Raw genomic sequence first — 13,108 nt, 5'->3', positions numbered from 1 at the left:
GTGCATGTCGTACTCGCTGGTGGGGGGACCGCCGGCCACATCGAGCCCGCGCTCGCCCTCGCGGACGCCCTGCGCAGGCAGGACCCCACCGTGGGGATCACGGCACTGGGCACGGAGCGCGGTCTGGAGACCACGCTCGTTCCGCAGCGGGGCTACGACCTCGCGCTGATCCCCGCCGTCCCGCTGCCGCGCAAGCCCACCCCCGAACTGATCACCGTCCCGGGCCGGCTGCGCGGCACGATCAAGGCCGCCGAGCAGATCCTGGAGCGCACCAAGGCGGACGCGGTCGTCGGCTTCGGCGGTTACGTGGCCCTGCCCGGCTATCTGGCCGCCAAGCGACTCGGCGTCCCGATCGTCGTCCACGAGGCGAACGCCCGCCCCGGCCTGGCCAACAAGATCGGCTCGCGCTACGCGGCCCGGGTCGCCGTCTCCACGCCCGACAGCAAGCTGCGGGACGCCCGCTACATCGGCATCCCGCTGCGCCGCTCCATCGCCACCCTGGACCGCGCGGCCATGCGCCCCGAGGCCCGGCACATGTTCGGGCTCGACCCCAACCTGCCCACCCTGCTGGTCTCCGGCGGTTCGCAGGGCGCCCGCCGCCTCAACGAGGTCGTCCAGCAGGTCGCGCCCTGGCTCCAGCAGGCCGGTATCCAGATCCTGCACGCGGTCGGCCCGAAGAACGAACTGCCGCAGGTGCAACAGATGCCGGGGATGCCCCCCTACATCCCGGTACCGTACGTGGACCGGATGGACCTCGCGTACGCCGCCGCGGACATGATGCTCTGCCGCGCGGGCGCGATGACCGTCGCCGAACTCTCCGCCGTCGGGCTTCCGGCCGCCTACGTCCCGCTGCCCATCGGCAACGGCGAACAGCGGCTGAACGCCCAGCCGGTGGTCAAGGCGGGCGGCGGACTGCTGGTCGACGACGCGGAACTGACCCCCGAGTGGGTCCGGGAGACCGTCCTGCCCGTCCTCGCCGACCCGCACCGGCTGTACGAGATGTCCCGCGCCGCCAGCGAGTTCGGCCGCCGGGACGCCGACGAGCTGCTCGTCGGCATGGTGTACGAGGCGATCGCCGCCAGTCGTGCACGCCGTTAGGAAACGCGTCGGCGAGTGAGCCGAAGGGGCGCGTCGGTGTCGAGGGGTCGAGCCCGCGGAGGCCCGAGGGGCCGAGCGCGGCCGGGCTCTCGGCACCGGCCGTGGCGCCCCTGAGGTGAACCGAGCCAGGAAAGGGAGTGTGCGTGGCCGGATCCGCCACCGCCGAGCGCGGTGCACGCCAGCAGGAGTCGTCCGGCCCGCCCCTCGTCCGGTGGTTGGGGCCGCGCCGACTTCGTAAGATCATCATTCTCGCGCTGGTCGTCGTGCTCCTCGGCACGGGCACCGGCTGGGTGCTGTACGGCTCGCAGTGGCTGCGCGTGGAGCGGGTCTCCGTGTCCGGCACGAAGGTGCTGACGCCGCCGCAGGTGCGCGAAGCCGCCGCCGTACCGGTCGGATCGCCGTTGGTCTCGGTCGACATCGACGCGATCGAGGCCCGGCTGCGTACGGAACTGCCCCGAATCCACTCGGTCGACGTGGTGCGTTCGTGGCCCCATGGAATCGGCCTGAAAGTGACGGAGCGTACGCCGGTTCTGCTCGTGCAAAAGGGGTCGAACTTCGTGGAAGTGGACGACGAAGGCGTCCGTTTCGCCACGGTTTCCAAGGCTCCGAAAGGCGTCCCGATGCTGGAAATGGCCGTCTCCTCGTCGCGTTCGGCCGCCGCGAGCCTGCGCCGCTTCGGCGAGGCCCGGCTGGTGCGGGAGGCGGTGAAGGCGGCCGGTTCCCTGCCCGCCGGCGTCGCGCGGGCCACCCGGGTCGTCAAGGTCCGTTCCTACGACGACATCTCGCTGGAGTTGAGCGGCGGCCGCACGGTCGCGTGGGGAAGTGCCGAGAAGGCCGCGGCGAAGGGTCGTACACTCACCGCTCTCATGAAAGCCGCCCCGGCCGCGCGGCACTTCGATGTCAGCGCTCCCACCGCCCCTGCGTCAGCGGGGAGTTGACGCACGTCTGCGCAGGCCAGCACCCTGGTTGGGCAGTGACACGCCTGATCACATAGGGTGAAAAGAAAAACGGGAGGTTCGGCGTGTTCGTTGAACGGGCGCCACTTGTCGACTTAGTGTCCTGTTCAGAAGACTCCAAGGAACAGACACACTGGTAACCCTAAACTTCAGCGTTAGGGTTCGGGTCGGCGAAACGGACCGGCCCATTCGGCATCAGTCGTCGGATCGCATCACCTGCGAGGCGACGACACGTAACTCGAGGCGAGAGGCCTTCGACGTGGCAGCACCGCAGAACTACCTCGCAGTCATCAAAGTCATCGGTGTCGGCGGCGGTGGTGTCAATGCCATCAACCGGATGATCGAGGTCGGTCTCAAGGGCGTCGAGTTCATCGCCATCAACACCGACGCGCAGGCGCTGTTGATGAGCGACGCCGACGTCAAGCTCGACGTCGGCCGTGAACTCACGCGCGGACTCGGCGCCGGCGCCAACCCGGCCGTGGGCCGCAAGGCCGCCGAGGACCACCGCGAGGAGATCGAGGAGGTCCTCAAGGGGGCCGACATGGTCTTCGTGACGGCCGGAGAGGGTGGCGGCACCGGCACCGGCGGCGCGCCCGTCGTGGCCAACATCGCACGTAACCTCGGCGCCCTCACCATCGGCGTGGTCACCCGCCCCTTCACCTTCGAAGGCCGGCGCCGCGCCAACCAGGCCGAGGACGGCATCGCGGAACTCCGCGAAGAGGTCGACACCCTCATCGTCATCCCCAACGACCGACTGCTCTCCATCTCCGACCGCCAGGTCTCGGTCCTCGACGCCTTCAAGTCGGCCGACCAGGTCCTGCTCTCCGGTGTCCAGGGCATCACCGATCTCATCACCACCCCCGGTCTGATCAACCTCGACTTCGCCGACGTGAAGTCGGTCATGTCCGAGGCCGGTTCGGCCCTCATGGGCATCGGCTCGGCCCGTGGCGACGACCGTGCGGTGGCCGCCGCGGAGATGGCGATCTCCTCGCCGCTCCTGGAGGCCTCGATCGACGGCGCCCGGGGCGTCCTGCTCTCCATCTCCGGCGGCTCCGACCTCGGCCTGTTCGAGATCAACGAGGCCGCCCAGCTGGTCAGCGAGGCGGCGCACCCCGAGGCCAACATCATCTTCGGTGCGGTCATCGACGACGCTCTCGGCGACGAGGTGCGGGTCACGGTCATCGCGGCCGGCTTCGACGGGGGCCAGCCCCCGGCCCGCCGGGAGACCGTCATGGGCTCGTCCTCGTCCTCGGCACGCCGCGAGGAGCCCACTCCGGTGCGGCAGCCCGAGAGCCGGCCGTCCTTCGGTTCGCTCGGCAGCGTGACCCCCAAGGAGGAAACGCAGCCGGCGCCCGAGCCGGTGGCGGACCTGCCGGTCTCGCCGCCGGTGCCGCCGTCGCGGTCCTACTCGGACAGCGCGGCCGAGGAGCTGGACGTGCCGGACTTCCTGAAGTGATAGGACAGCGCGAGAGCGTGAGCGGCGCGCACTTCGCCTTCACCGACCGGTGGGGCGGGGTGAGCGCCGCTCCGTATGAGGAGCTCAACCTCGGCGGAGCGGTCGGCGACGACCCCGACGCCGTACGCGCCAATCGTGAACTGGCCGCCAAGTCGCTGGGTCTGGACCCCGGCCTGGTCGTCTGGATGAACCAGGTGCACGGCAATGACGTCGCCGAGGTCGACGGACCGTGGACCACCGGGCTCACCCCGCCGGTCGACGGTCTGGTGACCGCGACCCGTGGACTCGCCCTCGCCGTGCTGACGGCGGACTGTGTGCCTGTCCTGCTCGCCGATCCCGTCGCCGGGGTGGTCGCGGCCGCCCACGCCGGGCGGCCCGGCATGGTCAAGGGGATCGTGCCGGCGGCCGTCGACGCGATGGAGTCGCTCGGCGCCGTCCCGTCCCGGATCGTCGCCCGCACCGGACCCGCCGTGTGCGGGCGGTGCTACGAGGTGCCGGAGGCGATGCGCGCCGAGGTGGCCGCCGTCGAGCCGGCGGCGAGCGCCGAGACGAGCTGGGGCACTCCCGCCGTCGACGTGATCGCCGGGGTGCACGCGCAGCTCGACCGTCTCGGGGTGCACGACCGGGAGCGGTCGCCGGTGTGCACACGGGAGTCGAACGATCACTTCTCGTATCGCCGCGACCGCTCCACGGGGCGACTCGCGGGATATGTCTGGCTGGACTGATGGGGCATGACGGACCGTAAGTACGAACTCGCCGCAAACCTGGCGAAGGTGGAGGACCGGATCGCCGCCGCCTGCGCGGCCGCGGGCCGCGCGCGGGAGGAGGTGACCCTGATCGTGGTCACCAAGACCTACCCGGCCGGCGATGTGCGGCTGCTGTCGGAACTCGGTGTGCGCCATGTCGCCGAGAACAAGGACCAGGACGCGGCACCCAAGGCGGCCGAGTGTGCCGAGCTGCCGCTGCGGTGGCACTTCGTCGGCCAGTTGCAGACCAACAAGGTCCGCTCCGTGGTCGGTTACGCGGATGTGGTGCAGTCCGTCGACCGGGCCCGGCTGGTGACGGCCCTGTCGAAGGAGGCCGTGCGGGCCGGGCGCGAGGTGGGCTGTCTGCTGCAGGTGGCGCTCGACGCCGGGGCGAGCGAGCGGGGTGAGCGGGGCGGTGTGGCTCCGGGCGGCGTCGAGGAGTTGGCCGCTCTGGTCGCCGGATCGCCGGGGCTGCGGCTTGACGGACTGATGACCGTCGCACCTCTGACCGGGGAGTACGCCGGGCGCCAACGCGAGGCCTTCGGGCGGTTGATGGATTTGTCGACTGACCTGCGCCGAGCCCATCCGGCTGCGAACATGGTGTCGGCAGGGATGAGTGCGGACCTCGAGGATGCCGTGGCGGCCGGAGCGACACATGTACGCGTCGGCACTGCGGTACTCGGAGTCCGCCCCAGGCTCGGGTAACGTCGCCAGGAAGTCGGACCACAGCAGAAAATATGGTCATTACCGCCGAAGGGCGGACACAAGGGCCACGTGGATCGCGGGACTTGGCAGTTGAAAGTCGATCCACCACAGAGCGGAGGACTCAGAGAATGGCCGGCGCGATGCGCAAGATGGCGGTCTACCTCGGCCTCGTGGAGGACGATGGGTACGACGGCCGGGGATTCGACCCCGACGACGACTTCGAACCCGAGCTCGACCCGGAGCCCGAGCGGGAACACCGGCGACACGAGCCGTCCCACCAGTCACATGGTGCGCATCAGTCCCAAAGGGACGAAGAGGTGCGAATCGTGCAGCCGCCGGCGCCGCGTGAGCCGGTGGCTCGTTCCGCTTCGCTAGGCGCGGAATCCGGGCGTCCGGCGCGCATCGCGCCCGTGGCATCCATCACACAAGAACGTCAGTCCCTGGAGAAGAACGCACCGGTGATCATGCCCAAGGTCGTGTCGGAACGAGAGCCGTACCGGATCACCACGCTTCACCCCCGGACCTACAACGAGGCCCGTACCATCGGGGAACACTTCCGTGAGGGCACCCCGGTGATCATGAATCTGACTGAGATGGATGACACAGACGCGAAGCGACTTGTCGACTTTGCGGCCGGTTTGGTGTTTGGTCTTCACGGCAGCATCGAGCGGGTGACGCAGAAGGTGTTCCTGTTGTCGCCTGCTAACGTCGATGTCACGGCGGAGGACAAGGCCCGCATCGCAGAGGGCGGGTTCTTCAACCAGAGCTGAGACGCTCGACCGGAAAACGGCAGTACAGAGAAGCACGGAACAGGGGAGAGGGAAGCACCGAACATGAGCGTGGTCCTGGATGTCGTCTACATCGCGCTGATGGTCTTCCTCATCGTGCTCATCTTCCGGTTGGTCATGGACTACGTCTTCCAGTTCGCCCGCTCATGGCAGCCCGGCAAGGCGATGGTGGTCGTTCTGGAGGCCACCTACACTGTCACCGATCCACCGCTCAAGCTTCTTCGGCGGGTCATCCCGCCGTTGCGTCTCGGGGGCGTGGCGCTCGACCTGTCCTTCTTCGTACTGATGATCATCGTCTACATCCTGATCTCGATCGTGAGTCGGCTGTGAGCGATGTGAACTACCGTCTTGCCGATGCCGAAGACTACGTTGAGGTGAAGAGATGCCGTTGACCCCCGAGGACGTGCGGAACAAGCAGTTCACGACCGTCCGCCTCCGAGAAGGCTATGACGAGGACGAGGTCGATGCCTTCCTCGATGAGGTCGAAGCCGAACTGACCCGCCTGCTTCGTGAGAACGAGGACCTGCGGGCCAAACTGGCCGCGGCCACGCGCGCTGCTGCCCAGAACCAGCAGAACATGCGCAAGCCGCCCGAACAGGACCAGCAGCAGGGTGGTGGCATGCCCCAGCAAGGTGGCATGCAGCAGGGCGGTATGCAGCAGGGCGGTATGCAGCAGCAGGGGATGCCCCAGCAGGGGATGCCTCCGCAGGGCATGCCGCAGCAGGGCATGCGAGGCCCGGGCGCCCCGGTGCCCGCCGGAATATCGGGCCCGCCGCAGCAGCAGATGGGTGGCCCCATGGGTGGCCCGCCCCAGCTGCCGAGCGGTGCGCCGCAGCTGCCCGCCGGTCCCAACGGCGGTCAGGGTGGTCCGCAGGGCCAGGGTCCGATGGGCCAGGGTCCGATGGGTCAGAACCCCATGCAGCAGCAGATGGGCCAGGGCCCCATGGGTCAGGGTCCGATGGGTCAGGGTCCGATGGGCCAGAACCCCATGCAGCAGCAGATGGGTGGCCCGATGGGCGGCCCCATGGGTGGTCCGATGGGCGGCCCCGGTCAGGGCCCCGGTGGCGACAGCGCCGCCCGTGTCCTCTCGCTGGCCCAGCAGACCGCCGACCAGGCGATCGCCGAGGCCCGTTCCGAGGCCAACAAGATCGTGGGTGAGGCGCGTTCGCGTGCCGAGGGTCTCGAGCGGGACGCCCGTGCCAAGGCCGACGCCCTGGAGCGGGACGCGCAGGAGAAGCACCGCGTAGCGATGGGCTCCCTGGAGTCCGCCCGCGCCACGCTGGAGCGCAAGGTCGAGGACCTGCGTGGCTTCGAGCGCGAGTACCGCACGCGTCTGAAGTCCTACCTCGAGTCCCAGCTGCGCCAGCTGGAGACCCAGGCCGACGACTCCCTCGCTCCGCCGCGTACTCCGGCCACGGCATCGCTGCCGCCGTCCCCGGCGCCTTCCATGGCTCCGGCCGGTGCCGGTGCTCCGTCCTACGGCGGCAACCCGGGCATGGGTGCTCCCAGCCCGGCCGCTCCGTCCTACGGCGGGCAGCAGCAGATGTCCCCGGCGATGACCCAGCCGATGGCGCCGGTGCGGCCGCAGGGCCCGTCGCCGATGGGCCAGGCTCCCTCGCCGATGCGTGGCTTCCTCATCGACGAGGACGACAACTGACGGCCTGTAGTACGCCTTAGGCGTCGGCAGCGTTCAAAGGGCGGGACCCCGGATCACCATCCGGGGTCCCGCCCTTTTTACGCGTGTTGACGGCGATCATGCGCGCTGCTTGCCTCCGTGCGGCCGCCGTGAGCCCGCACGCCGGACATGCGGAGGGCCCGGCCCCCTCGGGGGAGCCGGGCCCTCGCGGAGGTGCCTTACGCCTTGCGCAGGCGGAACGTCAGCGTCAGGCCGTCGTCCGTGAACGCGGCGCCGTAGGTGTCGTCCGCATCGCCCTGGGCGAAGTCCGTGGCGAGGACCTCGTCGGCGATGAGGCCGGCGTGGCCGGACAGGGCGTCGGCGGTCGCCGGGTCGGTCGCGGTCCAGCGCAGCGCGATGCGGTCGGCGACGTCGAGGCCGCTGTTCTTGCGGGCCTCCTGGATCAGCCGGATCGCGTCCCGGGCCAGGCCCGCGCGGCGCAGCTCCTCGGTGATCTCCAGGTCGAGGGCGACCGTCGCGCCGGAGTCGGAGGCGACCGACCAGCCCTCGCGCGGGGTCTCCGTGATGATGACCTCGTCGGGGGCCAGGGTGATCGTCTCGCCGTCGACCTCCACCGAGGCGGTGCCCTCGCGCAGGGCGAGGGAGAGCGCGGCGGCGTCGGCGTTCGCGACGGCCTTGGCCACGTCCTGGACGCGCTTGCCGAACCGCTTGCCCAGGGCGCGGAAGTTGGCCTTGGCGGTCGTGTCGACCAGGCTGCCGCCGACCTCGGAGAGGGACGCCAGCGACTCGACGTTGAGCTCCTCCGTGATCTGCCCGTGCAGCTCGCGGTCGAGGGCGGCGAAGCCGCTCGCGGCGATCAGGGCGCGCTTCAGCGGCTGGCGGGTCTTCACGCCCGACTCCGCGCGTGTGGCGCGGCCCAGCTCCACCAGGCGGCGGACCAGGACCATCTGCTTCGACAGCTCCGGGTCGATCGCGGAGAGGTCGGCCTCCGGCCAGGCGGCCAGGTGGACGGAGTCCGGGGCGCCCGGGGTGACCGGCACGACGAGGTCCTGCCAGACCCGCTCGGTGATGAACGGCGTCAGCGGGGCCATCAGCTTGGTGACCGTCTCGACGACCTCGTGCAGGGTGCGCAGCGCGGCCTTGTCGCCCTGCCAGAAGCGGCGACGGCTGCGGCGGACGTACCAGTTGGACAGGTCGTCGACGAACGCGGAGAGCAGCTTGCCGGCGCGCTGGGTGTCGTACGCCTCCAGAGCCTGCGTCACCTGGTCGGTGAGCGCGTGGAGTTCGGAGAGCAGCCAGCGGTCCAGGACCGGGCGGTCGGCCGGGGCCGGGTCGGCCTCGCTCGGCGCCCAGCCGGACGTACGGGCGTACAGGGCCTGGAAGGCGACCGTGTTCCAGTACGTCAGGAGCGTCTTGCGGACGACCTCCTGGATGGTGTTGTGACCCACGCGGCGGGCCGCCCACGGGGAGCCGCCGGCCGCCATGAACCAGCGGACCGCGTCGGCGCCGTGCTGGTCCATCAGCGGGATCGGCTGGAGGATGTTGCCCAGGTGCTTGGACATCTTGCGGCCGTCCTCGGCGAGGATGTGGCCCAGACAGACGACGTTCTCGTACGACGACTTGTCGAAGACCAGCGTGCCGATGGCCATCAGCGTGTAGAACCAGCCACGGGTCTGGTCGATGGCCTCGCTGATGAACTGCGCCGGGTAGCGGGACTCGAAGAGGTCCTTGTTCTTGTACGGGTAGCCCCACTGCGCGAACGGCATCGAGCCCGAGTCGTACCAGGCGTCGATGACCTCCGGCACGCGCGTGGCCGTCCGCCCGCAGCCGTCGTGGGGGCAGGCGAAGGTGACCGCGTCGATGTACGGGCGGTGCGGGTCCAGCTCGGACTGGTCGGTGCCGGTCAGCTCGGTGAGCTCCGCGCGGGAGCCGGCGACGGTGAGGTGCTCGTCCTCGCAGCGCCAGATCGGCAGCGGGGTGCCCCAGTAGCGGTTGCGGGAGAGCGCCCAGTCGATGTTGTTGTTCAGCCAGTCGCCGTACCGGCCGTGCTTGACCGTGTCCGGGAACCAGTTGGTCTTCTCGTTCTCCTGGAGGAGGCGGTCCTTGACGGCCGTGGTGCGGATGTACCAGGACGGCTGCGCGTAGTAGAGGAGCGCGGTGTGGCAGCGCCAGCAGTGCGGGTAGCTGTGCTCGTACGGGATGTGCTTGAAGAGGAGGCCGCGCTGCTGGAGGTCCTCGGTGAGCTTTTCGTCCGCCTTCTTGAAGAAGACGCCGCCCACCATCGGGACGGACTCCTCGAAGGTGCCGTCCGGGCGTACCGGGTTGACGACCGGCAGGCCGTAGGAGCGGCAGACCTTGAGGTCGTCCTCGCCGAAGGCGGGGGACTGGTGGACCAGACCGGTGCCGTCCTCGGTGGTGACGTACTCGGCGTTCACCACGTAGTGGGCGGGCTCCGGGAACTCCACGAGCTCGAACGGACGTTGATAGGTCCAGCGCTCCATTTCGGCGCCGGTGAAGGTCTGGCCGGTGGTCTCCCAGCCCTCGCCGAGCGCCTTGGCGACCAGTGGCTCGGCGACGACGAGCTTCTCCTCGCCGTTGGTCGCCACGACGTAGGCGACCTCGGGGTGCGCGGCCACGGCCGTGTTGGAGACCAGCGTCCAGGGGGTCGTCGTCCACACCAGGAGGGCGGCTTCGCCGGCGAGCGGACCGGAGGTGAGCGGGAAACGGACGTACACGGAGGGGTCGACGACCGTCTCGTAGCCCTGGGCCAGCTCGTGGTCGGACAGACCCGTGCCGCAGCGGGGGCACCAGGGGGCGACGCGGTGGTCCTGGACCAGCAGGCCCTTGTTGAAGATCTCCTTCAGCGACCACCAGACCGACTCGATGTACTCGGGGTCCATCGTGACGTAGGCGTCGTCGAGGTCGACCCAGTAGCCCATGCGGGTCGTCAGCTCGGAGAACGCGTCGGTGTGGCGGAGCACGGACTCGCGGCACTTGTCGTTGAAGGCGGCGATGCCGTACGCCTCGATGTCCTGCTTGCCGGAGAAGCCGAGCTCCTTCTCGACCGCCAGCTCCACCGGGAGGCCGTGGCAGTCCCAGCCGGCCTTGCGGGCCACGTGGTAGCCGCGCATGGTGCGGAAGCGGGGGAAGACGTCCTTGAAGACGCGCGCCTCGATGTGGTGGGCGCCGGGCATTCCGTTGGCGGTGGGCGGGCCCTCGTAGAACACCCACTCGGGGCGGCCCTCGGACTGCTCCAGGCTCTTGGTGAAGATCTTCTGCTCACGCCAGAAGTCGAGCACCGCGTGCTCGAGGGCGGGCAGGTCGACCTGGGCGGGCACCTGGCGGTACTGCGGCTGCGTGTTCAACGAGCTTCCTCCGGCGGACATACTGCCTTCCGTCGGAGGGACGAGAGCCGACTTGCCTGTCTACGCCGTGTGCGGCGCGCTCCCGCGGTACCACCCTCCTTGGCCCTCCGGTGCGCTCTGCGCGCCGGTGAGCCCCCTCATTGGGGTCGCGATGCCGGTTCTACTGGCCCTCGCCTGTCGGCTGCGGCTTTCTTCCGGCGGCTCCGGGGTGATCTTCACGTCGCGCTCGCCCCCGGGCTTCCACCGTCCCCGGGTCGCTCTGGGCTGCGTACGCCGCTACTCGTCCCCATCCACACTTTTCGCTCCGCCCAGTGTACGGCTCCCCGGCGACAGCGGCCGACGGGTTTTCGGGGGCGCGGGACCCGGTCGACGACGGAGACCGTAATGACCCGAATGGTGGCTATGTGTGATGGTGTGTGCGTTCGGATTCCGGGATGCCCGGCTCGGCGGATTACCGGGCGGGGAGCTGGGCACAACGGATGCAGGCTTGCCGCGAGGCGGGCGAATCGAGCGGTGCGCCCCGTTGCCGCGGGCTCCAAGTCGATTTATCGTCCCAGCACGATTCGCGTGCAAGATCACAATATGTGAAGGGGCCGCGGCCATGGTGGCGAAGAAGACCGCCGTACAGCAGTCGGCGTCCGGCAGCTCCACGAGTGCCTCCGGTGCCTCCGGCGGCGCGGCCAAGGACTCCAGGGCCGTGAGGTCGGTGCGGTCCGCGACGGCCGGAGCGCCGAAGAAGGCCGCGGCCGGGAAGCCGGCTGCCGAGAAGGCCGTGGCCCGAAGACCTGAGGAGGGGGAGGCGGCGGAGCCGGTCGAGAGGGACGGACCTGCCGGGAAGGCGCCCGCCACGAAGAAGAGCGCCGCGAAGAGAGCGGTGAAGAAGGCGGCCACGGAGACGGCGGTCGCCACGAAGGCGGTCACCGGGAAGTCGGCCGCCAAGAAGACCGCGGCCAAGAAGACCGCGGCCAAGAAGGCGGCCGCGGCGGAGCCTGCGACCGCGAAAAGGGCGTCTGCCAGGAAGGCGGCCGCCAAGAAGGTCACCGCCGAGGTCACCGCCGGGAAGGCGGCGGTCGAGAAGATCGCCGGCGCCGAAGGCGTGACCGGGACGAGCGCGGGCAGGAAGAGCACGGCCAAGAAGGTGGGCGCGGCCTCGGCCGCGGAGCAGACGGGAGCCACGACTGTGGTTGCGAAGAAGACTCCGGGTACGGCCACGGCGGCGAAGACCGCTGTTCCCAAGGCGCGCCTCGCGGCGGTGGAGCCCGGCGAGCTCGCGGTGCGCCCCGGCGAGGAGCCGTGGACACCGGAGGAGGTCGAGGAGGCCCGTGCGGAGCTCCAGTCCGAGCAGGGACGGCTACGGGCGGAGCTCGCCTCGTCCGAGGCGGCCCTGACGGGGCTGATGCGGGACTCGGGGGACGGCGCGGGCGACGACCAGGCGGACACCGGGACGAAGAACATCACGCGTGAACACGAACTGGCGCTGGCCGCCAACGCGCGCGAGATGCTGATCCAGACCGAGCACGCCCTGGAACGGCTGGACGCCGGCACGTACGGCCTGTGCGAGAACTGCGGCCAGGCCATCGGAAAGGCCAGGATGCAGGCCTTCCCGAGGGCCACACTGTGTGTCGAGTGCAAGCAGAAGCAGGAGCGCCGGTACTGATCACCTGGCGGTCGGGGGGTGTGCCGTACCCTCGTCCTCAGTCAGGTACCTAGGTTGAGGGACTCACGTGGCAGAGGCGGAGCGCGTCATCGGTACGCCGGACATCCCAGAGGCGGGATCCGAGCCGGAGCAGTCGTCCGGCCCGGACGGGCAGGAGAGCACCGAGGCGCGGCCCAGGGGCAAGCGCCGGATCGCCGTGCTCTTCACCGTCGCCACGGTCGCGTACGTGATCGACCTGGTGAGCAAGATGCTCGTGGTCGCCAAACTGGAGCACCACGCGCCGATCGAGATCATCGGGGACTGGCTGAAGTTCGAGGCCATCCGCAACGCGGGCGCGGCCTTCGGCTTCGGTGAGGCCTTCACCATCATCTTCACGGTGATCGCGACGGCCGTGATCGTGGTGATCGCCCGGCTCGCCCGCAAGCTCTACAGCCTGCCCTGGGCGATCGCCCTGGGGCTGCTGCTGGGCGGCGCGCTGGGCAACCTCACCGACCGGATCTTCCGCGCGCCGGGCGTTTTCGAGGGCGCGGTCGTGGACTTCATCGCCCCGAAGCACTTCGCGGTCTTCAACCTCGCGGACTCGGCGATCGTCTGCGGCGGCATCCTGATCGTGCTGCTGTCCTTCAAGGGCCTGGACCCGGACGGGACCGTCCACAAGGACTGACCTCCCGGCGGTTGTCCACAGGGCCGTACGGCGGTAC

At 69.9% G+C, this 13,108-nt stretch carries 11 protein-coding genes; 10 read left to right on the top strand and 1 reads right to left on the bottom strand.

The features are described from left to right. The 8 genes from murG (at nt 1) to OG736_RS12805 (ending at nt 7,406) form a co-directional block, all read left to right on the top strand. Nucleotides 1-1,098 (top strand): undecaprenyldiphospho-muramoylpentapeptide beta-N-acetylglucosaminyltransferase, encoded by a 1,098-nt coding sequence (gene murG / locus OG736_RS12840; RefSeq protein WP_028806861.1) that lies wholly within the window; start codon nt 1-3, stop codon nt 1,096-1,098. Nucleotides 1,099-1,241: 143 nt separating this feature from the next. Continuing rightward, nucleotides 1,242-2,036: a cell division protein FtsQ/DivIB gene (locus tag OG736_RS12835; protein WP_327182547.1), complete on the top strand. Its 795-nt coding sequence runs from the start codon at nt 1,242-1,244 to the stop codon at nt 2,034-2,036. Between the two features lie 277 nt (nt 2,037-2,313). Continuing rightward, nucleotides 2,314-3,510: a cell division protein FtsZ gene (gene ftsZ / locus OG736_RS12830; RefSeq protein ID WP_327182546.1), complete on the top strand. Its 1,197-nt coding sequence runs from the start codon at nt 2,314-2,316 to the stop codon at nt 3,508-3,510. Then, nucleotides 3,507-4,235: a peptidoglycan editing factor PgeF gene (gene pgeF / locus OG736_RS12825; protein ID WP_327182545.1), complete on the top strand. Its 729-nt coding sequence runs from the start codon at nt 3,507-3,509 to the stop codon at nt 4,233-4,235. The genes ftsZ and pgeF overlap by 4 nt, the downstream gene beginning before the upstream one ends. A 6-nt stretch (nt 4,236-4,241) precedes the next feature. Beyond that, complete coding sequence (locus OG736_RS12820) at nt 4,242-4,961, top strand: YggS family pyridoxal phosphate-dependent enzyme (protein WP_327182544.1); 720 nt, start codon at nt 4,242-4,244, stop codon at nt 4,959-4,961. Nucleotides 4,962-5,089: 128 nt separating this feature from the next. Further along, the gene (locus tag OG736_RS12815; RefSeq protein WP_327182543.1) at nt 5,090-5,731 is read left to right on the top strand and encodes a cell division protein SepF; all 642 of its coding nucleotides are present in this window, start codon (nt 5,090-5,092) and stop codon (nt 5,729-5,731) included. A gap of 63 nt (nt 5,732-5,794) precedes the next feature. Continuing rightward, nucleotides 5,795-6,079 carry a YggT family protein gene (locus OG736_RS12810; protein ID WP_020129925.1) on the top strand — a complete coding sequence of 95 codons (285 nt, stop codon included), beginning with the start codon at nt 5,795-5,797 and terminating at the stop codon, nt 6,077-6,079. A 52-nt stretch (nt 6,080-6,131) separates the two neighbouring features. Beyond that, on the top strand, nt 6,132-7,406 hold the full coding sequence (locus OG736_RS12805) for a DivIVA domain-containing protein (protein WP_327182542.1): 1,275 nt from the start codon (nt 6,132-6,134) through the stop codon (nt 7,404-7,406). Between the two features lie 197 nt (nt 7,407-7,603). Here the strand turns inward: OG736_RS12805 and ileS are convergent, their stop codons facing one another. Further along, complete coding sequence (gene ileS, locus OG736_RS12800; protein ID WP_327182541.1) at nt 7,604-10,771, bottom strand: isoleucine--tRNA ligase; 3,168 nt, start codon at nt 10,769-10,771, stop codon at nt 7,604-7,606. A 580-nt stretch (nt 10,772-11,351) separates the two neighbouring features. On the opposite strand from ileS, the gene OG736_RS12795 reads away from it, so the two are divergent. Both OG736_RS12795 and lspA read left to right on the top strand, forming a co-directional pair. After that, nucleotides 11,352-12,407, top strand: a complete 1,056-nt coding sequence (locus tag OG736_RS12795) for a TraR/DksA family transcriptional regulator (RefSeq protein ID WP_327182540.1) — start codon at nt 11,352-11,354, stop codon at nt 12,405-12,407. Between the two features lie 67 nt (nt 12,408-12,474). Beyond that, nucleotides 12,475-13,071, top strand: a complete 597-nt coding sequence (lspA, locus tag OG736_RS12790; protein ID WP_142263775.1) for a signal peptidase II — start codon at nt 12,475-12,477, stop codon at nt 13,069-13,071. The last annotated feature ends 37 nt before the right edge of the window (nt 13,072-13,108 follow it).

This window comes from Streptomyces sp. NBC_01334 (genome assembly GCF_035983595.1).
Lineage (GTDB): Bacteria > Actinomycetota > Actinomycetes > Streptomycetales > Streptomycetaceae > Streptomyces > Streptomyces coriariae.
This window is presented reverse-complemented; position numbering and strand designations above follow the sequence as displayed.

Coding starts and splice junctions, on each gene's coding strand:
- OG736_RS12815 (WP_327182543.1), top strand. CDS start 5,090: ATGGCCGGCGCGATGCGCAAGATGGCGGTCTACCTCGGCCTCGTGGAG.
- OG736_RS12795 (WP_327182540.1), top strand. CDS start 11,352: ATGGTGGCGAAGAAGACCGCCGTACAGCAGTCGGCGTCCGGCAGCTCC.
- OG736_RS12810 (WP_020129925.1), top strand. CDS start 5,795: ATGAGCGTGGTCCTGGATGTCGTCTACATCGCGCTGATGGTCTTCCTC.
- ileS (WP_327182541.1), bottom strand. CDS start 10,771: ATGTCCGCCGGAGGAAGCTCGTTGAACACGCAGCCGCAGTACCGCCAG.
- OG736_RS12805 (WP_327182542.1), top strand. CDS start 6,132: ATGCCGTTGACCCCCGAGGACGTGCGGAACAAGCAGTTCACGACCGTC.
- OG736_RS12820 (WP_327182544.1), top strand. CDS start 4,242: ATGACGGACCGTAAGTACGAACTCGCCGCAAACCTGGCGAAGGTGGAG.